The organism is Nonomuraea sp. NPDC050394 (assembly GCF_044459065.1).
Lineage (GTDB): Bacteria > Actinomycetota > Actinomycetes > Streptosporangiales > Streptosporangiaceae > Nonomuraea.
This window is the reverse complement of sequence record NZ_JBITIO010000011.1, coordinates 372415-391850: the sequence shown is the minus strand read 5'-3', so window position 1 is coordinate 391850 and position 19436 is coordinate 372415. Positions and strand designations below refer to the sequence as shown.

At 70.8% G+C, this 19436-nt stretch carries 18 protein-coding genes; 11 read left to right on the top strand and 7 right to left on the bottom strand.

The window, feature by feature from the left end; genetic code table 11:
- The first annotated feature begins 5 nt into the window (after window positions 1–5).
- The 4 genes from ACIBKY_RS37145 to ACIBKY_RS37130 all read left to right on the top strand — a co-directional run bounded on the left by ACIBKY_RS37145 (window position 6) and on the right by ACIBKY_RS37130 (window position 5498).
- Entirely contained in the window at window positions 6–3230 is a 3225-nt protein-coding gene (locus tag ACIBKY_RS37145; protein WP_397104250.1) for an indolepyruvate ferredoxin oxidoreductase family protein, read from the top strand.
- 16 nt (window positions 3231–3246) lie between these two features.
- Window positions 3247–4380, top strand: a complete 1134-nt coding sequence (locus ACIBKY_RS37140) for an acyl-CoA dehydrogenase family protein (RefSeq protein WP_397104248.1) — start codon at window positions 3247–3249, stop codon at window positions 4378–4380.
- A gap of 2 nt (window positions 4381–4382) precedes the next feature.
- On the top strand, window positions 4383–5024 hold the full coding sequence (locus ACIBKY_RS37135; RefSeq protein ID WP_397104246.1) for an HAD family hydrolase: 642 nt from the start codon (window positions 4383–4385) through the stop codon (window positions 5022–5024).
- Between the two features lie 87 nt (window positions 5025–5111).
- Window positions 5112–5498, top strand: coding sequence for a hypothetical protein (locus ACIBKY_RS37130; RefSeq protein WP_397104244.1), 387 nt, complete (start codon window positions 5112–5114; stop codon window positions 5496–5498).
- Here ACIBKY_RS37130 and ACIBKY_RS37125 read toward each other — a convergent pair.
- Entirely contained in the window at window positions 5488–5874 is a 387-nt protein-coding gene (locus ACIBKY_RS37125; RefSeq protein ID WP_397104242.1) for an SgcJ/EcaC family oxidoreductase, read from the bottom strand. The genes ACIBKY_RS37130 and ACIBKY_RS37125 overlap by 11 nt on opposite strands.
- A gap of 92 nt (window positions 5875–5966) precedes the next feature.
- Here ACIBKY_RS37125 and ACIBKY_RS37120 point away from each other — a divergent pair, with 92 nt between their 5' ends.
- Window positions 5967–6200: a hypothetical protein gene (locus ACIBKY_RS37120; protein WP_397104240.1), complete on the top strand. Its 234-nt coding sequence runs from the start codon at window positions 5967–5969 to the stop codon at window positions 6198–6200.
- A 7-nt stretch (window positions 6201–6207) separates the two neighbouring features.
- Here the strand turns inward: ACIBKY_RS37120 and ACIBKY_RS37115 are convergent, their stop codons facing one another.
- The 3 genes from ACIBKY_RS37115 to ACIBKY_RS37105 all read right to left on the bottom strand — a co-directional run bounded on the left by ACIBKY_RS37115 (window position 6208) and on the right by ACIBKY_RS37105 (window position 12178).
- Window positions 6208–9504: a S8 family serine peptidase gene (locus tag ACIBKY_RS37115; protein WP_397104238.1), complete on the bottom strand. Its 3297-nt coding sequence runs from the start codon at window positions 9502–9504 to the stop codon at window positions 6208–6210.
- A gap of 270 nt (window positions 9505–9774) precedes the next feature.
- On the bottom strand, window positions 9775–11148 hold the full coding sequence (locus tag ACIBKY_RS37110; RefSeq protein ID WP_397104236.1) for a carbohydrate-binding protein: 1374 nt from the start codon (window positions 11146–11148) through the stop codon (window positions 9775–9777).
- Between the two features lie 193 nt (window positions 11149–11341).
- The gene (locus ACIBKY_RS37105; protein WP_397104234.1) at window positions 11342–12178 is read right to left on the bottom strand and encodes an AraC family transcriptional regulator; all 837 of its coding nucleotides are present in this window, start codon (window positions 12176–12178) and stop codon (window positions 11342–11344) included.
- Window positions 12179–12213: 35 nt separating this feature from the next.
- On the opposite strand from ACIBKY_RS37105, the gene ACIBKY_RS37100 reads away from it, so the two are divergent.
- Complete coding sequence (locus ACIBKY_RS37100; protein WP_397104232.1) at window positions 12214–12618, top strand: DUF2000 family protein; 405 nt, start codon at window positions 12214–12216, stop codon at window positions 12616–12618.
- On the opposite strand, the gene ACIBKY_RS37095 is transcribed toward ACIBKY_RS37100, so the two are convergent.
- Together ACIBKY_RS37095 and ACIBKY_RS37090 are read right to left on the bottom strand one after the other, a co-directional pair.
- A complete protein-coding gene (locus ACIBKY_RS37095; RefSeq protein ID WP_397104230.1) occupies window positions 12604–13272 on the bottom strand; it encodes a response regulator in 669 nt (222 codons plus the stop codon). The genes ACIBKY_RS37100 and ACIBKY_RS37095 overlap by 15 nt on opposite strands.
- On the bottom strand, window positions 13269–14378 hold the full coding sequence (locus ACIBKY_RS37090) for a sensor histidine kinase (RefSeq protein WP_397104228.1): 1110 nt from the start codon (window positions 14376–14378) through the stop codon (window positions 13269–13271). Before ACIBKY_RS37090 ends, ACIBKY_RS37095 begins: the two co-directional genes overlap by 4 nt.
- 122 nt (window positions 14379–14500) lie before the next feature.
- Here ACIBKY_RS37090 and ACIBKY_RS37085 point away from each other — a divergent pair, with 122 nt between their 5' ends.
- Genes ACIBKY_RS37085 through ACIBKY_RS37070 form a run of 4 tightly spaced genes read left to right on the top strand, consistent with a single transcriptional unit; the run spans window position 14501 to window position 17417 of the window.
- The gene (locus ACIBKY_RS37085; RefSeq protein ID WP_397104226.1) at window positions 14501–15793 is read left to right on the top strand and encodes an alpha/beta hydrolase family protein; all 1293 of its coding nucleotides are present in this window, start codon (window positions 14501–14503) and stop codon (window positions 15791–15793) included.
- Window positions 15794–15797: 4 nt separating this feature from the next.
- Window positions 15798–16442 (top strand): HAD family hydrolase, encoded by a 645-nt coding sequence (locus ACIBKY_RS37080; RefSeq protein WP_397104224.1) that lies wholly within the window; start codon window positions 15798–15800, stop codon window positions 16440–16442.
- A gap of 28 nt (window positions 16443–16470) precedes the next feature.
- Complete coding sequence (locus tag ACIBKY_RS37075) at window positions 16471–16947, top strand: GNAT family N-acetyltransferase (protein ID WP_397104222.1); 477 nt, start codon at window positions 16471–16473, stop codon at window positions 16945–16947.
- A 47-nt stretch (window positions 16948–16994) separates the two neighbouring features.
- Window positions 16995–17417, top strand: coding sequence for an ester cyclase (locus tag ACIBKY_RS37070; protein WP_397104220.1), 423 nt, complete (start codon window positions 16995–16997; stop codon window positions 17415–17417).
- On the opposite strand, the gene ACIBKY_RS37065 is transcribed toward ACIBKY_RS37070, so the two are convergent.
- Window positions 17401–18432: an AI-2E family transporter gene (locus tag ACIBKY_RS37065; protein WP_397104218.1), complete on the bottom strand. Its 1032-nt coding sequence runs from the start codon at window positions 18430–18432 to the stop codon at window positions 17401–17403. The genes ACIBKY_RS37070 and ACIBKY_RS37065 overlap by 17 nt on opposite strands.
- Window positions 18433–18500: 68 nt before the next feature.
- Here ACIBKY_RS37065 and ACIBKY_RS37060 point away from each other — a divergent pair, with 68 nt between their 5' ends.
- Window positions 18501–19436 (top strand): ribose-phosphate diphosphokinase, encoded by a 936-nt coding sequence (locus ACIBKY_RS37060; protein ID WP_397104216.1) that lies wholly within the window; start codon window positions 18501–18503, stop codon window positions 19434–19436.

Sequence of the window (19436 nt, the reverse complement as noted above, 5' to 3'; positions counted from 1 at the left end):
GGCGCATGGTGGCGTTGGAAGACAAGTACACGGCCCTCGACGGGCGCGTGCTCCTCTCGGGCATCCAGGCACTGGTACGGCTCACGCTGGAACAGCGCCGCATCGACGAGGAGCGCGGGCTGGACACGCGCGTCTTCGTCTCCGGCTACCAGGGCTCGCCCTTGGGCGGAGTCGACCTGGAGATGGCCCGCGCCGCCAGGCACCTCGATCCTGCCGGCGTCGTCTTCAAGCCAGGGCTCAACGAAGAGCTCGCGGCCACGGCCGTCGCCGGCACCCAGCTTCTCGGCCTGGCGCCCGGGCGCAAGCACGACGGCATCACCGGATTCTGGTACGGCAAGAACCCCGGCCTCGACCGTGCCGCCGACGCCATCCGGCACGCCAACATCGCCGGCACCGCGGCCAAGGGCGGCGCGGTCGCGTGGATCGGCGACGACCCGGGCTGCAAGTCCTCGACGGTACCCAGTTCGTGCGAGCCGATGTGCCAGAGCATGTGCATGCCGCTGCTGGTGCCCGGCTCGGTCGCGGAGATCGTCGAGTTCGGGCTGCACGCGGTGGCGATGTCGCGGGCGAGCGGCCTCTGGGTCGGACTGAAGATCGTCGCGGACGTGGCCGACGCCTCCGCCACCGTCGACCTGGACGCGCTCCGCCCCGAGCTGCCCGCCCCCGACCGCGCCGAGACCAAGCCGCCCACGCTGGTGGGACCCGCCGCGCTGGACGCCGAGTACGACCTGCTCACCCGCCGGCTCGACCTCGCCCGCGCCTACGCGCGCGCCGCGGGCATCAACCGCGTGCTGTTCAGCGCGCGGCAGGCCAAACTGGGCATCGTCGCCTCCGGTACGGCTCTCGCCACCGCCCAGCGCGCCCTGGCCGACGCCGGGGTGGACCTGGAGGAGCGGGGTATCCGGCTGATCCGGATCGGCATGCCGTACCCGCTGGACCGCGACGACCTGCTCGGCATGCTCGACGGCCTGGAGGAGGTGCTGGTCGTCGAGGACAAGGTGCCGTTCCTGGAGAACCACCTCAAGGCGGTGCTCTACGGCAGCGCGCACGCGCCGAAGGTCCGCGGGCTGCTGCCGCTGCGCGGGACGGTCGGCGCGGCCGACGTGGCCAAGGCACTGGGACTCGGCGTCGGATCGGATAAAGGCGCCAGGAAGTCGCGGATGCTGCCGGTGGTCGCCGCCCGCACGCCGTACTTCTGCTCGGGCTGCCCGCACAATCTCTCCACCCGCACCGACGACAGCACGCTGGTCGGCGTCGGCATCGGCTGCCACGCCATGATCGCGCTGGACGGCGACGGCCGCGGCACCCAGCTCGGACTTACCCAGATGGGCGGCGAGGGCGCGCAGTGGATCGGGCTGGCGCCGTTCACCGAGGACCGGCATTTCGTGCAGAACCTCGGAGACGGCACCTTCCACCACTCCGGCTCGCTGGCGATCAGGGCCGCGGTGGCCGCCGGGGTGTCCATGACGTACAAGCTGCTCTACAACGACGCGGTCGCCATGACCGGCGGCCAGCGCGCCGAGGGCCGGCTCGCCATCCCCGAGCTCACGCGGTGGCTGGCCATCGAGGGCGTGCGCCGCGTGGTGATCACGACCGCGGACCCCTCCTCCTATCGCGGGGTGCGGCTCGATCCGGTCGCGACGGTACGGCACCGCGACGACTTCGCCGACACCGAACGCGAGCTCGCCAAGGTGGACGGCGTCACCGTGCTCATCCACGACGACCGGTGCGCCGCCGAGGAACGCCGGCTGCGCAAGCGCGGCAAACTACCCACCCCGGCCGAGCTGGTCGTCATCAACGAACGGGTCTGCGAAGGTTGCGGCGACTGCGGGGAGAAGTCCACGTGTCTGTCGGTTCAGCCGGTCGAGACCGAGTTCGGGCGCAAGACCCGCATTCACCAGCCTTCGTGTAACTCTGACCTGACCTGCCTGAAGGGCGACTGCCCGTCGTTCCTGCTGGTCGAGCCGGGTCCGCGCAAGAGCAAGCCGCTCCCGCCGCCGCCCGCGGGCCTGCCCGAGCCCACGCCCCGCTTCACCGGCGCGGTCACGCTGCGCATGCCCGGCATCGGCGGCACCGGCGTCGTGACCGTCTCGCAGATCCTGCAGATGGCCGCGCACCTCGACGGTCTGCACGCCGCCGGTCTCGAGCAGACCGGGCTGGCGCAGAAGGGCGGCCCGGTCATCAGCGACGTACGCGTCTCGCCGGAGCCGATCACCGGCTCGGTCAAGGCCACGAAGGCGGATGTCCTGATCGGTTTCGACCTGCTCGGCGCCGCCGCCGAAGGCAACCTGGGCGTGCTCGCCAAGGACCACACCGTCGCCGTGATCAACACGGCGGTGGTGCCGACGGCCGAGATGGTCACCGGCCGGGCCGTGGTGCCCGGCGCGCAGGCCGCCGTCGAACGCATCGACTCCGCCACCCGCTCCGAGGGCAACCTCTACCTCGACGCGCAGGCGCTGGCCGAGGAACTGTTCGGTGACCACATGCCGGCGAACATGCTGCTCGTCGGGGCCGCGTACCAGCACGGCTGCCTGCCGATCAGCGCCACGGCCATCGAGGGCGCGATCCGCCTGAACGGCGCGGCCGTCGAGAAGAACCTCGCCGCCTTCGCCCACGGCCGGGCCGCCGCGATCCAGCGGCCGAGCGAGGAGAAGACGCAGTCCTTCGCCGAGATCCTCGCGATCAGGACCGACGACCTCACCGGCTACCAGAACGCCGACTACGCCCGCACCTACTCCGACGACGTCCAGCAGATCGCCGAACTCGCCGGCGACGAGAACGTCGCCATCGCCTACGCCAAGGGCCTGTACAAGCTCATGGCCTACAAGGACGAGTACGAGGTCGCCAGGCTCCACCTCGAGACCGAGTTCGCTCCCGAGGACAAGGTCGCGGTCATGCTCCACCCGCCGATCCTGCGCGCCCTGGGCATGAAGCGGAAGATCAAGCTGCGCCGTACCGCGAAGCCGGTCTTCCGCACGCTGCGGGCCGCGCGCTTCCTGCGCGGCACCGCACTCGACCCCTTCGGCTACGCCCACGTGCGCCGAGTGGAGCGCGAGCTCATCCACGAATACCGCACCCTGGTGCGTGAGGCCCTCTCAGCGGGTACGAGCGCAGAGGCGGTCGCCGAGATCGCCGCGCTTCCTGACATGATCCGCGGATACGAGGACATCAAGCTCGCCCGGGTCGCGGAATTCCGCGAGCGCGCCCGCAAGGCCCTGGCCGGACTCTGAGATCGGAGACAGACACGTGGCCGTATCCCGCCTCCTCCCCAACCAGGACGCGCACGACCTGCTCGACCTCACGCGCACGCTGGCCGACAAGGAGCTCGCGACCCGCGTGGAGGAACACGAACGGGCCGAGACCTATCCCACCGGCCTCTTCGCGAAACTGGGCGAAGTCGGGCTGCTGGGGCTGGCTTATCCCGAGGAGCTGGGTGGAGGCGGCCAGCCGTACGAGGTCTATCTGCAGGTTCTGGAGGAGCTGGCGGCCCGCTGGGCCGCCGTGGCGGTCGCCGTCAGCGTCCACACGCTCGCCTGCTTCCCCCTGAAGCAGTACGGCACGCCGGAACAGATCGACCGGTGGCTGCCCGACATGCTGGCCGGACGCCAGATCGGCGGCTACAGCCTGTCCGAGCCCCAGGCCGGATCCGACGCCGGAGCCCTGACCTGCAAAGCCGAGAAGGTGGAGAACGGCTACCGCATCACCGGCACCAAAGCCTGGATCACCCACGGGGGCATAGCCGACTTCTACGCCCTGTTCGCCCGGACCGGCGAGGGCAACCGGGGCATCTCCTGCTTCCTGGCCCCCGGCGCCGTGGACGGCCTCACCTTCGGCCGCCCCGAGGAGAAGATGGGCCTGCACGCCATCCCCACCACCACGGCCCACTGGGACGGCGCCATCCTGGAGCCCGACCGGCTCCTCGGCACCGAAGGCCAGGGCCTGCAGATCGCCTTCAGCGCCCTGGACTCGGGCAGGCTCGGCATCGCCGCCTGCGCGACGGGCCTCGCCCAGGCGGCATTGGACGCGGCGGTGGCGTACGCGAAGGAACGCACCACCTTCGGCCGCAAAATCATCGACCACCAGGGGCTCGCCTTCGTCCTGGCCGACATGGCCGCCGCCGTGGACGCCGCCCGCGCCACCTACCTCGACGCCGCCCGCCGCCGCGACGCCGACCTCCCGTACAGCCGGCAGGCATCGGTGGCCAAACTGGTGGCCACGGACGCCGCCATGAAGGTGACCACGGACGCCGTGCAGGTGTTCGGGGGCTACGGCTACACCAGGGACTTCCCGGTCGAGCGCTACATGCGAGAAGCCAAGATCATGCAGATCTTCGAAGGCACCAACCAGATCCAACGCCTGGTGATCGCCCGCAACCTCTGAACATGCAGAGACTCGCGCTTTTCGATCTGGACAACACGCTTGTCGAGCAGAACGTGGCCTTCCGGTCCTGGGCCGAGGAGTTCACCGCGGCCCGAGGGCTCGAGGCGGGCGCGGTTGACGTGCTGGTCGGGCTCGAACGGGAGAGCCATCCGCATCGGAACGTGTTCTTCGGCCTCGTGAAGGAGCGGTTCGGGCTTGGTGAGCCGGTGGAGGTGCTGTGGGACGCCTATCGCCGGCGGATGCCGTACCTGGTGACGTGTCGCCCTGAGGTGCTCCGTGGGCTGGGGGTGCTTCGGGGGTTGGGGTGGAAGGTTGGGATCGTCACCAATGGGATGGCCGACAACCAGCTTGGGAAGATCCACCGGACCGGGCTGGCGGCAGCGGTGGACGGCTACGCGGTTTCTGGGGTCGAGGGTGTGCGGAAGCCTGACCGGCGCCTGTTCGAGATCGTTGCCGAGCGGTGCGGGGTGTCACTGGACGGTGGCGGGTGGATGGTCGGTGACAGCCTGGAGGCCGACGTCGAGGGTGGGCGCGGAGCGGGATTGCGGACCATCTGGGTGGGGGGCGATGCCGGGCGTGGGGCGGATCATGTCGTTGGCGACGTGGTCCGGGCTTTCGAGATCATGTCCGTGAAACGTCGGTGAGATGGGGCGGCAAGGTCGGGGCGGCAGCCTTGGGCGCAGGCGGCAGCGCATGGAGGCGGTGCCCACGCGGTCCAAGGAGATAGGCGTATGTCCAGGCTGTTGAAGGGTGCCGTGGCGTTGCACTGGGTGCAGGTCGTCTTCTTCGCGATCGCCGCCGTGGCGTTCCTCGGGGAGCAACTGGGTGGTACGCGGTCGCTCACCGGCTGGTTGACCGGTCTGTTCTACCTGGGGCTGCTCGGGTTCACGATCGTCATCGCCGTCCGTGTTCATCGGGGAAAGAGCCGCCGGGGCGCCATCCTGCTCCAGGGGACCATGTCGGTGATCTTCGGGATCTCGACGGTGTACGTGCTGATCTCGGCCATAGACGGGACGGAGGCGGTGACGACGGTGCTCGCCCTGGCCGCCGTCACCGCGGTTCCGCTGGCCGCGTTCATCCTGCTCAACCTGCAGAACGACCGGGAGACTAAGGCTTGAGTATCGGGGTGGTCTGGGCGGAGGCGATCTGCCACCTCCCGTCGTTCTCCACGAGCACGTAGGTCAGCCAGCCCTCGCTCGCGTGCAGCGGGTCGCCGTCGCCGTCCCGTTCGTCGGAGACCCGCTTGAGCACGCCGACGATCGCCACATCGGGTCGCAAGAACCGGATGTCGGCCACCTCCGCACTCGTCACCACCTTGGCCAGCGGCGTCGCCAACGCGGCCCTCATGGCCTGCCCGAGGGCGTCCTTGCCCACCACGCGTCGTCCGCCGAAGTTCACGAGGCTCGTGTCGTCGGCGTGCAGGGCCAGGAACGGCTCGGGGTCGTTCTGGTGGCGGGAGGCGTCGGCCACCAGCCGGCGGATCGCGTCTTCCATCGATGATCATCCCTTTCAACCACTTATCGGAGCGTTGCGCTCCGATAAGCACTCTAAAGCGGAGCGCAGCGCTCCGCAAGTAGCGTGAGGAGATGGCCAAGGTCGCGTACATCGTGGGTATCGACTGCTCTCCGGCGGAGTTCCTGGCGGTCGTCGCGGAGGTTCCCGGGCTGAGGGTGCTCAGGGAGCTCCGGCCCGGCCAGGTGGTCGTGGTCGCCGACGGGCCAGAAGTGATCGTGAGCGCGCTGCCGGGGGTGGTGTGGGTCCGCGAGGACAAGCCCCGGCACATGGATGAGGGGCCCGGCGCACGGCCGGGCCCCTCCTAGCGAAGGATTACTGGACGGTTATCTTGTCCACCTCCACGGTGATGCCCTTCACCTGCGGTGTCGAGGTGGCGGTCGTGACCGAGCCCACTCCCTTGACCACGCCCTTCACCTTCATGGTGTAGGTGAGGGTCCCGCCGGGCGCGCCAGGCGTGCTGGTGACACGGAGGTCGGTGGTGGGCGGACCGGTGATCTGGCCACCGGCCGTACCCTCGTCGTTCTCCGCGCCGACCGTCAGGCCGAAGCCCGCGGGCGGGTCACCGGGCAGGTTGGCCGGGTCATAGGTGTAGGAGATGTCCTCGGTGCCGTTGACGCCGATCCATTGCTGGAAGACCTTCTGCGTCGTGGTGCCGAAGAGGTTGACCCGCCATTCGAGCACGAGCCACGTGCTGACGCCGTCGGTGAGGGTCGCGGCGTAGATGCCCGGGGCGCCGGTGCCGTCGAGGTCGGTCCAGTACGAGGCCAGGACGTTGTTCGGACGGGCCGGATCGGGCAGGGTCTGCGGCGTGAAGGAGATGTCCTCGCTGCCGTTCGTGCCACCGGCCACGCTGTAGCCGTTGGAGACGATGCCGATGCGGTTGTACGTCTTGCCCGCGTAGACGTACGGCGGGACGGTGAAGTTGAGCGCCTGCTCGTCACCGACGGCGACGGGTGTGATGCCGAAGTCGGACAGCGGCAGGTAGCCCGCCGGGCTGGTGCCGGGGGCGATGCCGGGCCTGTCGGGCTGACGGGCGGCCAGGGTCTGCTTGGTGGTGGCGATCTGGCTGCCCACCTTGGTGGCGCCGGTGACCGAGTTGAGGCGCAGCTTGCCGTCGAGCGTGCTCAGCGCGGTGACCTCGGCGTCCTGAAGGGTGTTGTTCTGGACGGAGACCGTGCAGACCGACTCGCCGGTGTTGCGCGGGATGGCGGCCGGGGCGCAGGTCTGGTCGATCGGGACGGCGCCTTCCTTGCGGAAGAACGCGACCGGCAGGTGCAGGTTGCGCGAGCCGCCGACCTGCTTGAGGTTGACCTGGCCGAAGTACTGGCCGTCGGGCAGCTCGGGCGCGGCGATCACGACTTCGATCTTGGCGCTCTTGCCCGGCTTGACCACCACGAGCGGCGGCAGGACGGCGATGTGCGCGCCGTTCACGGTCGTGCCGGTGGCGGTGAAGGTGAGCGTCTTGTTGGTGACGTTGGTGAGCGTGCGCTTGGCGGTGATGACACCGGGCATGGTGGGCGCGTTCACCGAGGGCAGGTTGAGGTCGATGCGGTTGAGTGCGTCGGTCTCGGCGGCCACGAAGTTGGCGGCGCTCTCGTCCATGGTCAGACCGGGGTCACCGGCCTTGGTGAGGTCGATGCGCCCGCCGCCGGTGTCGAACGGGTCGGCCGGGGTGGTCCGGTCCTGCTTGGTGACCTTGGTGGTCGCGGTGCTCTCCAGCGCCGACTTGACCTGGCCGGGCGTCCAGCCGGGGTTGAGGGCGAAGACGAGCGCGGCGGAACCGGCCACGTGCGGCGAGGACATCGAGGTGCCGGCGATGCTCTGGTACAGGTTGCCGGGCGGGCCTTCGAGCGGGCTTTCCGGCGTCGGCGTCGTTCCGGCGAGGATGTGCAGGCCGGGCGCGGTGACGTCGGGCTTGAGGAAGTCGCCGCCGGGGCCGCGCGAGGAGAACGTGGTGATGGCGTCGCCCTGCCACGTGGTCTTCGTGCCCTGCGCGAACGTGGCGGTGGTGCCGGGGTTGGCCGCGAGGAACGCCAGCAGCGCGTCACCGTCGGGCTTGTCCAGGTGGACGGTCGGCAGCCAGTGGTTGTCGGTCATGATGTCGAGCGGCGTGGAGTTGTAGAGCAGCATGCCGACGGCGCCGCCCTGCCTGACGTTGAAGCCCTTGAGCACGCGGTTCGGCCCGCGCTCACACGCGACGATCTTCCCGGCGAACAGTCCGGCCGGGGCCGGAGTGGTGCACAGCGCGTTCGAGTACGGCGGCGCCGAAGCGAGCACCACCTGCGCCGGAGTGGTGACACCCGCGGTGACCGTCGACCCGGAGACCGTGGCGGTGTTGGTGCCGGAACCCTTGAGCGAGACCGTGGAACGGAACGTCCGGGTCTGCGTGGAGGCGGCGACGGTGGTCACCCACGGGCTGACGTGGTTGACGGTGGCGGCGCCGGGTCCGTCGTTGCCGGCCGAGGCCGACACCAGCACACCGGCGGCGTACGCGTCGAGGAAGGCCAGCTCGACCGGGTCGCTGTAGGGGTCGGTGCCACCGGAGATCGAGAAGTTGATCACCCGGACGCCGTCGAGGATGGCCCGGCCGACGGCCTGCGCGGAGTCGGAGGGGAAGCAGCCCTCGGCGCCACAGACCTTGTAGACCGACACCTGAGCGGCGGGCGCGATGCCGTGGATGGGGCCGCGGCTGATGCCGAGCGGGTTGGCGTCGGCGACGGGGCCGCCCGCGGAGGTGGTGGCGGTGTGGGTGCCGTGGCCGTTGGAGTCACGCGCGGAGTCCCCGTACACCTCGCCGCCGATGACGGCGTTGTAGGTGTCCAGGAACGGCCCGCCGCCGATCAGCTTGTTGTTGCAGGCGAACACGTCGGGAGCCGGCGTGAGCGGGTTGTCGCCGAAGTCGCAGATGCGCGGCGTGCCGTCCTTGGTGGGGCCGGGCGCCGGCAGGGTGCCGGGGTCGGCGAAGGACGGGTGCTCCGGCCAGGCGCCGGAGTCGAGGATGCCGACGTTGACGCCCTTGCCGGAGCTGGGCGCGCCGCCGAGCTTGTTGTAGATGGCGGGGGCGCCGATGAAGGCGGGGCTGGAGTCGGTGAGCAGCCGCTCGGGCGCGTCGGACTGGACCGCGGCGACACCGGGCAGCTTGACCAGGTTCTTGGCCTGGTTGGCGGGCAGGCGCAGGGCGATGCCGCCGTACACGACCCGCAGCTTTTGTCCTGCCTTGGCGGCGGGGACGGTCTTGCCGAGGGCGGCGAGGAAGTCGTCCTCGATCTTCGTGATGTGCGTCTCGTACTTCTTGGCGTCGGTGCTGCGCACGTCGAGCGACTTGCCGGTGACCGACGGGCTGGTGCCGGGCAGGCCCTTGAGCCCGCCTCGGTACGCCGCGAGCGCGTCGTAGTCGAGCTTGACCATCACGTTCACTTCGCCGGCGCTGGTGGCGCTGAGCAGCGCGGCGTCGTTCTTGGCTAGCTTGCCGGTGGCGGACTTGTCGCCGTCGACGAGCTGGCCGCCGGTGAGCGGCGTGACGCGCCACTTGTCCACCGGTGTGGGCGTCGGGCCCGCGATGGCGGGCGGCGCCGCGGACAGGACGAGCGCGAGGGCGGCGGTGCCCACGGCTAAGCGTCCGGCGACGGATAAACGGGGATTGCTCGGCACTGAGAAACCTCCCTGAAGGGCTGCGTGAGTACCCGCCGGGAGGTGTGTCACCTCGACGCCCCGCCCCGCGGGTGACATGCCAAATGCGGAGCCTAATTCGCAGGTGGTGTCCGGCCTAGATGGGGAAGTTGCCAGCCCTGACGGGGTGAGCATGGCAACTGTCACCCTGGCCAAACAATGATCGAGCGCCCCCAGGAGCCGCCGCTCCGGGGGCGCTCGCCTACCGGACTAGATCCGCTGCCAGAGGGCAGGGACGACCGGCGGTGTCCAGCCAGGCTGGGAGGTGTGGGACTGCAGGCAGCGGTAGGAGGCGCCGTCATAGGTGACGGTCGCGCCCGCCGCGTACGCGGTCCACGGCGCCCATGTCCCGCCGGGAGGCGTCCCGGTGGGGGTCGAGGTCGGGGTGGAGGTCGGGGTTCCGGTGCCGCCGGGCAGCGTGAGCCCGTACGTCTGCAGAATCTCGTTCACCGGCTGGTGGAAGGTCGTTCCGCCGCTGGAGCAGTTGCCGGAGCCACCGGAGGTGACGCCCTGCGCCTGGTTGCCGGAGAAGAAGGAGCCGCCGGAGTCGCCGGGCTCGGCGCAGACCGAGGTGCGGGTGACGCCGGTGATCGTGCCCTGCGGGTAGGTGACGCTGGTGTTGTGCGCGCCGATCGTCCCGCAGTGGTACTGGGTGGTCGAGCCGGAGCGGCAGATCGAGGCGCCGACCGCGGCCTGCGTCGATCCGGTGATGGTGATGTTGCCCTGGCTGTAGCCGTTGACCAGGTTGGTGGGCGTCCACTGGCTGTTGACCTCGACCCAGGCGTAGTCGTTGCCCGGGAAGGAGGAGCCGCGGAAGGTGCCCTGTGCGACGCGGTTGAAGCCGGTCGTGGTGGCGCCGGTGTTGCCGCAGTGGCCGGCGGTGACGAAGCCGCCCTGGCTTCCCGCCTTGTTCACGGCGAAGCCCACCGAGCAGCGGCTGCTGCTGCCGATGTAGTAGGCGTCGCCGCCGCGTACGTCGTAGAACGGCCTGGGCTGCTCTTCCGACTTCTGCAACTGGACCAGCGCCGCGTTGACGCCGCTGGATTCGACGAACTTCTGGGCGGCGACGAGGTCCTTGGCCTGGACCACGACCTTGTTGGCCATGATGTCGGCGTACCAGACGTGCACGCCGGCGGGCATGCGGCGGGCCAGCTTGTCGAAGCGGGCGGTCACGGCCTTCAGATCGTTGAGTGAGTGGGAGACCAGCACCGGTTTGGCACCCAGCTCGGTGATCTGCGAGAAGCCGGCGGACTGGGTGGTGGCCAGGACCAGTTCGGCGGTCGGCCCGGTCACCCAGAGTCCGCCGAAGTTCGTGCCCAGCCGGGCGGAGTAGTCCGCTTCGACCTGGGCGGCGGCGGCCTCGTTGACCAGCCGGGCCAGCGCCTGGTCAGCGGTCAGGCCGAGGTCGCGCTGGAGGGCGGCGACGACCTTGGGGTCGGGGTTGGCGACGACGGCGGCCTGTTCGCGCGCCTGCGCATAGGGGTTGGGGGGTTCGCCGGCCGAGGCGGCGAAGGCCACCACCGGGACGACTGCCAGGGTGAGGGCGAGCGCGACGCTCATCCCCACGACGTGCCTGCGGAGCATGGGGTTTCTCTCCTCGAATTGGGGGGCGCGCCGTCAACGTAAAGGGGAAAGTCGCCTTTCCGGGCATATCAACCTGTTAGGAACAGCGCGTTATGGCAGCACGGGAGAATCAGCGTTTCCGCAGGTGAAGCGCATGATTGAAGATCCGGTGAACGGCGGTGGCCGGACCATAACATCTGGTCCCAGCATCACGTTATGCCAGAGTGCTTGACAGCTGGTACGCGCCCGGGGTCAGCCCATAAACGCGGGTGAACCACCTGGTCAGGTGGCTCTGGTCGGAGAAGCCGGCCGCGATCGCGGCATCGCTGATGGGCAGGCCGCCGGCGATCAGGCGGCGGGCCTCGCGCAGGCGCAGCTGACGCTGGTAGTCGCTGGGCGCCATGCCGTACTTGGCGTGGAAGGCGCGGTAGACGGCGAACCGGCTGCGGCCGGCGGCCCCGGCCAGGTCGTCGGCGGTCAGGTCGTCGAGGAACGCCTCGTGCAGGCGGTCGCGGACGAGCGTGGCGACCTGGTCGTCGGCTCCCGCGGCGATGAGGCGGGGGGCGGCGGTGGCGGCCCGCCGTACCAGGGAGGCGAGGGTGACGGCGAGCAGCTCGTCGCGGCGCAGGGCGCTCGCGCGGTCGTCGAGCAGCGCGGTGTGCAGGCGCCGCAGCGCGCCCGCGAGCACGGGATCGGCGACCACTGGCGCCGCGAACAGCGGCAGGCCCGCGCGGTCCCCCGCGAGGTCGGCGAGGGCCCCTTCGACCAGGCTCGGCCCGATGTGCACCATGCGGTAGGTGAAGCCCAGCTCGGTGGTGGAGTGCCCGTCGTGGGGCTCGTCGGGGTTGAAGGCCATGATCATGCCGGCGGCGCTGGTGTGGGCGGCGCCGCGGCAGCTGAAGGACTGCGCGCCGTCCTCGGTGACGCCGAAGGAGTAGCTGTCGTGGCTGTGGCGGTGGTAGACGTGCTCGACGAAGTGCGCGTGCATCGCCTCCAGCGGGCGATCGGGCGCGCGCCAGTAGCTCGACCAGTCCTGCGCACGAGCCTTCAAGACGTCTCCGGTACGGCGGGGCCATGCTGACGAGCATGCGTTTCGATACAAAGATAGCCATCGTGGTCCGGCCCGACCTGGCCACCTGGCAGAAGCTCAACGTGACCGCGTTCCTGGCCGGGGCGGTCGCGGGCGCGTACCCGGAGACGATCGGCGAGCCCTACGCCGACGCGTCGGACAACGGCTATCTGGCCCTGTTCCGCCAGCCGGTGCTCGTCTACGCCGCCGACGACCTGCGCGCGGTCAGGGAGAAGGCCGTGGCCAAGGGGGTGGGGACGGCCGTGTTCATCGAGGAGATGTTCAAGACCGGGCACGACGCGGACAACCGGGCGGCGGTCCGCGCCGTCGCGGCCGACGACCTGGCGCTGGTAGGGCTGGCCGTCTACGGTCCGCGCAACCTGGTGGACAAGCTGCTCAAGGGCCTGTCACTGCACCCCTGACGTGCCGGGGCGCAGCAGGCCGCTCTCGTAGGCGGCGATGACGGCCTGGACCCGGTCGCGCAGGCCGAGCTTGCTCAGCACGTTGCTGACGTGCGTCTTCACGGTGTGCTCGCTGACCACGAGCGTGGCGGCGATCTCGGCATTGGACAGGCCGCGCCCGAGCAGGGTGAGGGTCTCGCGTTCGCGGTCGGTGAGCGGGTCGAGCGAGCGCGGCGGCGGGCCGGGGCGGGCGTTGCGCCGGACCATGTCGTCGATGAGGCGCCGGGTGACGGCGGGCGCGAGCAGGGCCTCGCCGCCGGCGGCCACGCGTACGGCGTGGACCAGGTCGTCCCTGCGCACGTCCTTCAGCAGGAATCCGCTCGCGCCCGCCTGGAGGGCGTCGTAGACGTAGTCGTCCTGGTCGAAGGTGGTGAGCATGATGACCTTCGTCGGCGTCTGCGCGCAGATGATCCGGGCGGCCTCGATGCCGTCGAGTTCTGGCATGCGGATGTCGAGGAGGGCCACGTCGGGGGCGTGCGCGCGCACGGCCTCGACGGCCTCGCGCCCGTTGGCCGCCTCCGCCACCACCGACATGCCGGGCTGGGAGTCCACGATGAGCGCGAACCCGCTCCTGACGAGCTCCTGGTCGTCCGCGACGACGACGGTGATGGTCACTGCTGGTCTCCGATCGGCAAGCTCACTACAACCTCAAATCCCGAAATATCCGGTGTCACGGCCACCACGCCGCCGTACGCGGCGGCCCGCTCGCGCATGCCCACCAGCCCGTGGCCGCCGCCCGTGCCCGGCGCCGGGCCGCGGCCGTCGTCGGCGACCGTGATCAGCAGCTCGTCGTCCTTCCAGTCGAGCCGGACCACACCGCTGGTGGCCTGCGCGTGTTTGACCATGTTCGTCAGCGCCTCCTGCACGATCCGGTAGACGGCCACCTCGGCGTCGGCCGGGAGCGGGGACGGGGTGCCCGTGACGGCCAGCCGTACCGTGGGGCCGGCTTCCGAGACGCGCGCGACCAGACCGGCCAGGCCGGCGAGCGTGGGCTGCGGGGCGCGCGGCCCCTCCTCCTCCTTCAGGAGGTTGAGCATCCGCCGCAACTGCGCCTGCGCGTCGCGTCCGGCCGCGCCGATCGCCTCGAAGGCCTTCTCCGCGCGTTCGGGAGCGGCCCGTACGGCCAGCGGTCCCGCCTCCGCCTGCACGATCATGATGCTGATGCCGTGGGCCAGGATGTCGTGCATGTCGCGCGCGATCCTGGCCCGCTCCCGTTCGACGGCCCGCTCCTCCAGCAGCGCCGCGCGCTCGCGGTAGTGCACCGTGGCCCGGCCCAGCGCGTAGGCGCCCAGCGCGGTGAGCACGCCGCGGATGAAGGTCACCGGCGAGACGCCGATGGCCGGCGCGATGCTGAGCAGGATCGCCAGCGAACGCTTCCAGCGGGGTGAGAGCGCGGCGACGGTGTAGAGCGCGACCAGCCAGCCGTACCAGATGGGCTGGGGCGGCAGGTCGGGGTCGCGCAGCGAGTAGATGGCCGCGGAGGCGACACACAGGGTCAGCACGGTCAGCGGATACCGGCGGCGCACCAGCAGCGGCACCACCCCGAGCAGAACCGGCCAGTACTCGACCATGCTCCACGGCTCCGGGCCGAGCTTCCGCGTGGCGTAGAAGAAGGGCACGCTCTGCCCGACCAGCACCAGCAGGGCGATGGCGAAGTCGACGACGAGGGGCGGCAGCCCGCGTAGCCAGGCGGCGGCCCGCCGCTCCCAGCTACGGAACATTTCGGACACAAGGCCCCAGTATCCCCTTGCGGACGGCCGCCGAAATCCCCCGCGCGACCCAGTGCGCAGATCGCCCGCACCGGCGATGCCCGCGACGCCCGGTTTTCCGAGACTGGGTCTCCATGGAACTCCTCGCCACGGCTCTGCTGGCCCTGTCCCTGCACACCCCGGCCGCGCAGGCGGAGGTGAAGACCACCGACATCACCTTCACCACGCAGGACGGCCAGAAGCTCGGCGGACGCGTCTTCGAGCCCGCCGGCACCACGGGCAAGCTGCCGGGCCTGGTACTCGTGCACGGCGCAGGCGGCGGCAACAGCTGGCGGGACCTGGAGACGGAGGCGGACGCCTTCGCCCGCCAGGGCCTGGTGGTCCTGGCGCCGGACAAACGCGGCGCGGGCTATAGCTCGACCCGCCGCGACTACCACGAACTGGCCGGCGACGCCCTCGCCGCCTTCGCGGTGCTGAAGAAGCACCCGTCGGTCGGCCGGGCCGGGCTGTGGGGCATCAGCGAGGGCGGCTGGGTCGCGCCGATCGCCGCCAACCGGAGCACGTCCGTGGACTTCCTGGTCACCGTGGGCGGCCCCGGGCTCAGCCCGCTGCGCACCCAGTCGTGGAACGCCGCCAACAAGCTCGACCGCGCCGGGATCCAGGGCTCGCTGCGCAGCGCGTACGCCCGGACGTTCCACCGCCTCGCCGCCGACGCCGGGCTGTTCGCCTCTGCGTATCACGACCCGGCCCCAGAGCTGCGCCGGATCAAGCAGCCCGTGCTGGCCTTGTGGGGCGCCGCCGACAACCAGGTGCCGCCCGCCGAGAGCGCGGAACGTTTCCAGGCGAACATCCCCGCCGGGCTCAGCGTCAGGTTCTTCGCCGGGGCCGGCCACTCCCTGCACCAGGGCTCGGGCGCACTCACCCCCGGCTACGCCGACGCCGTGGGCTCCTGGGTGCGCGAGGTCGCCGCGGGCAGGGTGCCGGCCGCCGTCACCGAGCCGCTGCCCGCCCAGCCACGCAGCGCCGACACGCCGCCCTCGGCCTGGTGGGAGTCGTGGCAGGTGCAGATCGGGACCATGGCCCTGCTGTCGCTGGCGTTCCTCGCCTCCACCGTCCGGAGGCTGGGCCCCGGCGGCTGGCCCGCCCGCCTGGTCGCCATCGCCGGGTCGCTGTCGCTGGTGGCGTTCGCGTACACGCTGGTCTCGATGCTGCTGTCGTCGAGCTCGCGCGGCGTTCAGGCCGGTCCGCTGCTCATGGGCCGCCCGCTGACCTGGCTCGCCGCCCAGTCGCTCGCCGCCGTGGCCGCGGTCGCCACGCTCACCTGCCTCACGCAGTGGCGCGCCTCCTCCTTCCGGGTACGGCTGGCCGCCGTCGCCGGCCTCGTCTTCATCCCGTGGGGGGTCTACTGGGGCCTGCTCGTACCCTGATGTGGTGGAAGCCTGTGTATTCGACCTTGATGGCGTGCTCGTCGACTCCGAACCCGTCTGGGAGGAGGTACGGCGCGCCTTCGTCGCCGAGCACGGCGGCGCCTGGCAACCCGAGACCCAGTCCAGGCTGATGGGCATGAGCACCGGCGAGTGGGCCGCGTACCTGCACGAACTCGGCGTACGGCTCCCGCCCGACGAGATCGCCCGCGGCGTGATCGAGCACATGAAGGCCCGCTACCACGACAAGGGCGTTCCCCTGCTGCCCGGCGCCGTCGAAGCGGTGGCGCGGATGGCCGCGGCCGTACCGCTGGGCCTGGCCAGTTCCTCACCGCGCGCGCTGATCGACACGGTGCTGGCGGAGACCGGGCTCGGCGCGCACTTCGCGGCGACCGTCTCCACCGAGGAGGTCGAGCGCGGCAAGCCCGCCCCCGACGGCTACCTGGCCGCCGCCCGCGACCTGGGCGTGGCGCCGGAGCGGTGCGCGGCCGTGGAGGACTCCAGCAACGGCCTGCGCTCGGCGTACGCCGCCGGCATGCGGGTGCTCGCCATTCCGCACCCGGTCTACCCGCCCGCCGCCGACGCGCTGGCGCTGGCCTGGAAGGTGCTGCCTGACCTGGGCGCCCTGACCCCCGCCGCGGTGACCGAATGACCAGGTTCATGGACGCCGCGGTAAGCCGATGATCAGGTCCAGGCTTGAGGCGGACCTGGACGCCTGTGTCGAGGCGCTGGCCGAGGTTCAGAAGGCCGACGGCTACCCGGTTGCGTGGCCGGCGGATCCGCGGGGCTGGCTGGCTCCGCCGTCCATGGTCCGGGCGTGGATCGCCGTGGACCCCGGAGCGGTCGTCGGCCACGTGGGCCTGGTGCCCGCGGATCTGGATCCCGCAGTGGCCGAGATCGTCGGCGGCGCGCGGGCACTGACCGTCGCCAGGCTCTTCGTGACGCCGGGCGGGCGGGGCAGGGGGCTGGCGGAGAAGCTGATGGCGACCGTACGCGAGCAGGCGGACGGCCCGCTCGCCCTGGAGGTCTCCGACGAGGGCGTGGCCGCGATCGCCCTGTACGAGCGCACCGGCTGGCGGCGCGTCGCCACCACCAGGGCGACCTGGCTGAACAACGCCGGTCAACCGGCCGTGATGCACCATTACGTCATGCCGTGACCCGGACTTGAGCGGTCCTTGCCCCGTTTCCGGATAAGAACCCACTTATGGCACAAGCTACGAACATCCTGCTCGGCGCGCTCAACGCGTCGGCCACCGGCGACGCCTCGGCGATCCGGAAGTTCTACTCGCCCAACGTGGTCGGCTGGAGCGCGGGCGAGGACATCGCCTCGATCGAGGACCTCATCGCCGAGGCCGTCGGCAGGAGCGACGCCCTGTCGGAGATCCAGGTGCGTGCGGTGCCGGTCGAGTTTCCCGGCGGCCCGGTGGTGGCGGAGTGGACGATGACCGCCCTGCACACCGGCCCGCTCAAGCTCGACGAAGACCTGGAGATCGAACCCACCGGCCGCCGCCTGGAACTGCGCGGCGCGATCTTCGCCGAGCTTGCGGACGGCAAGATCGCCGACTTCCGCCAGTACTGGGACCCGGCCGACCTGCTGGAGCAGCTCGGTCTCATGGACGGGGAGTGATCTCCCGCCCGGCGACCAGGGGCGTGGCCCACCGGGTCGCCGGATCGGCGTCGAGCAGCACGGCCCGGACGAACGCGCTGAGCGGCACGGCCAGGATCGCGCCCAGCGCGCCCAGCACGTAGGCCCACACCAGCAGCGACAGCATGGTCAGCGTGGTCGACAACCCGGCCGAGGCTCCGGCGTACCTGGGCTGGATGACCGACTGGATCACGAAGTTGAGCACGCAGTAGACGGCGATGACCCACAGCATCGTGGCAGGGCCCGACGCCAGCAGCGCCAGCAGCGCCGGTGGCACCAGCCCGATGATGAAGCCGACGTTGGGGATGTAGTTGGTGATGAAGGCCAGCAGTCCCCACAGCAGCGGCAGCGGAACCCCGAGGATCGCCAGCGCCACCGTGTCCAGCACGGCCACGATCAGCCCGAACATGGTCGAGACGACCAGGTAGTTGCAGGTGCCCTTGGCGAACCCGGCCAGCGCCGAGACCAGCGGCGACGGCGACAGCCGTTGGATCGCCCCGTGCATGAACCTCGCGTCCAGGCTCATCCCGAACAACAGCAGCACGATCAGCACCACCGCCGACAGCACGCCGAGCAGCCCGGTCAGGATGCCCTGCGCGGCCTTGACGAGCTGGCCCATGTCCAGGCCGCTGAAGATCGCCTTGGCCTGCTCCGAGGTGATCCCGAGCCGCCCGAGCTCGGCCGTCAGCGACGCCAGCAGCTCCTGGTACTTGGCGGCGTAGGTGGGAACCAGCGTGGCGAGCTGGGCGAGCGCCACCACCAGCGAGAGCGCCAGCGCGCCCATCACGACGATGACCGTGGCCAGCGGCACGAACACCGTGACCCAGCCGGGCGCGCCCTTGCGCGCCAGCCACCTGCGCAGCGGGCTGACCGCGATGGTCAGCGTGAGCGCGAGGAAGGCGGGGCCGACGATCTGGCTCATGTGCTTGATCCCGGCGAGCGCGACGACGGCGGCGGCGGTGCCGATCAGCAGGCGCAGGCCACGGGACAGTTGCATGGCCGCTACGTTATGGCAGCTCACGACCGCAAAGCGTGGTCAACGCGCCGACCATTATCCTGCGTGGCGTGCGCGACATCACTGTGTTCAGCGGAAGTGCCCACCCCGAACTGGCCGAGGAGATCTGCGCCCATCTGGGCACGCCCTTGCACCCGGTCAGCGTGAAACGGTTCGCCAACGACGTCCTGGAAGTGCAGTTGCCGGCCAACTGCCGCGAGCGCGACGTGTATCTGATCCAGCCTCTGGTCCCGCCCACGCAGGAACACCTGGTGGAGTTGTTGCTCATGCTGGACGCCGCGCGCGGCGCCTCGGCCGCCAGGATCACGGTCGTCCTCCCCCACTACGCCTACGCCCGCTCCGACAAGAAGGACGCCCCGCGCATCTCCATCGGCGCCCGGCTCGTGGCCGACCTCATGGTGGCCGCGGGTGCGGGCCGCGTGCTGACGATGACGCTCCACTCGCCGCAGGTTCACGGCTTCTTCAGCGTGCCGGTCGATCACCTGCACGCGCTGCGGGAGCTGGCCGCCCACTTCCGGCGGTACGACCTGTCCAACACCGTCGTGGTCTCCCCCGACCTGGGCAACGCCAAGGAGGCGGCGGCCTTCGCCCGGCGGCTCGGCACCGACGTCGCGATGGGCGCCAAGCAGCGCTTCAGCGACGACCGCGTGGTGATCAGCTCGGTGATCGGCGACGTCGCCGGCAAGGACGTGATCGTGCTCGACGACGAGATCGCCAAGGGCACCACGATGATCGAACTGCTCGACCGGCTCAAGGAGCGCGGCGTCAACAGCGTCCGCGTGGCCTGCACCCACGGCCTGTTCTCCAGCGGGGCGATCGGACGGCTCGGCGACCGGCCCGAGGTCGAGGAGATCGTCTGCACCAACACCGTGCCCGGTCACAAGTCCGGCGGCAAGCTGACCGTCCTGTCCATCGCGCCCGCCCTGGCCGAGGCGATGCGCCGCATCCACGAGGGCGAGTCGGTCAGCGCCCTGTTCGGCGCCTGA

Coding starts and splice junctions, on each gene's coding strand:
- ACIBKY_RS37100 (WP_397104232.1), top strand. CDS start 12,214: ATGCGTTTCGATACAAAGATAGCCATCGTGGTCCGGCCCGACCTGGCC.
- ACIBKY_RS37145 (WP_397104250.1), top strand. CDS start 6: ATGGTGGCGTTGGAAGACAAGTACACGGCCCTCGACGGGCGCGTGCTC.
- ACIBKY_RS37085 (WP_397104226.1), top strand. CDS start 14,501: ATGGAACTCCTCGCCACGGCTCTGCTGGCCCTGTCCCTGCACACCCCG.
- ACIBKY_RS37125 (WP_397104242.1), bottom strand. CDS start 5,874: ATGGAAGACGCGATCCGCCGGCTGGTGGCCGACGCCTCCCGCCACCAG.
- ACIBKY_RS37070 (WP_397104220.1), top strand. CDS start 16,995: ATGGCACAAGCTACGAACATCCTGCTCGGCGCGCTCAACGCGTCGGCC.
- ACIBKY_RS37090 (WP_397104228.1), bottom strand. CDS start 14,378: ATGTTCCGTAGCTGGGAGCGGCGGGCCGCCGCCTGGCTACGCGGGCTG.
- ACIBKY_RS37065 (WP_397104218.1), bottom strand. CDS start 18,432: ATGCAACTGTCCCGTGGCCTGCGCCTGCTGATCGGCACCGCCGCCGCC.
- ACIBKY_RS37130 (WP_397104244.1), top strand. CDS start 5,112: ATGTCCAGGCTGTTGAAGGGTGCCGTGGCGTTGCACTGGGTGCAGGTC.
- ACIBKY_RS37075 (WP_397104222.1), top strand. CDS start 16,471: ATGATCAGGTCCAGGCTTGAGGCGGACCTGGACGCCTGTGTCGAGGCG.
- ACIBKY_RS37110 (WP_397104236.1), bottom strand. CDS start 11,148: ATGCTCCGCAGGCACGTCGTGGGGATGAGCGTCGCGCTCGCCCTCACC.
- ACIBKY_RS37120 (WP_397104240.1), top strand. CDS start 5,967: ATGGCCAAGGTCGCGTACATCGTGGGTATCGACTGCTCTCCGGCGGAG.
- ACIBKY_RS37135 (WP_397104246.1), top strand. CDS start 4,383: ATGCAGAGACTCGCGCTTTTCGATCTGGACAACACGCTTGTCGAGCAG.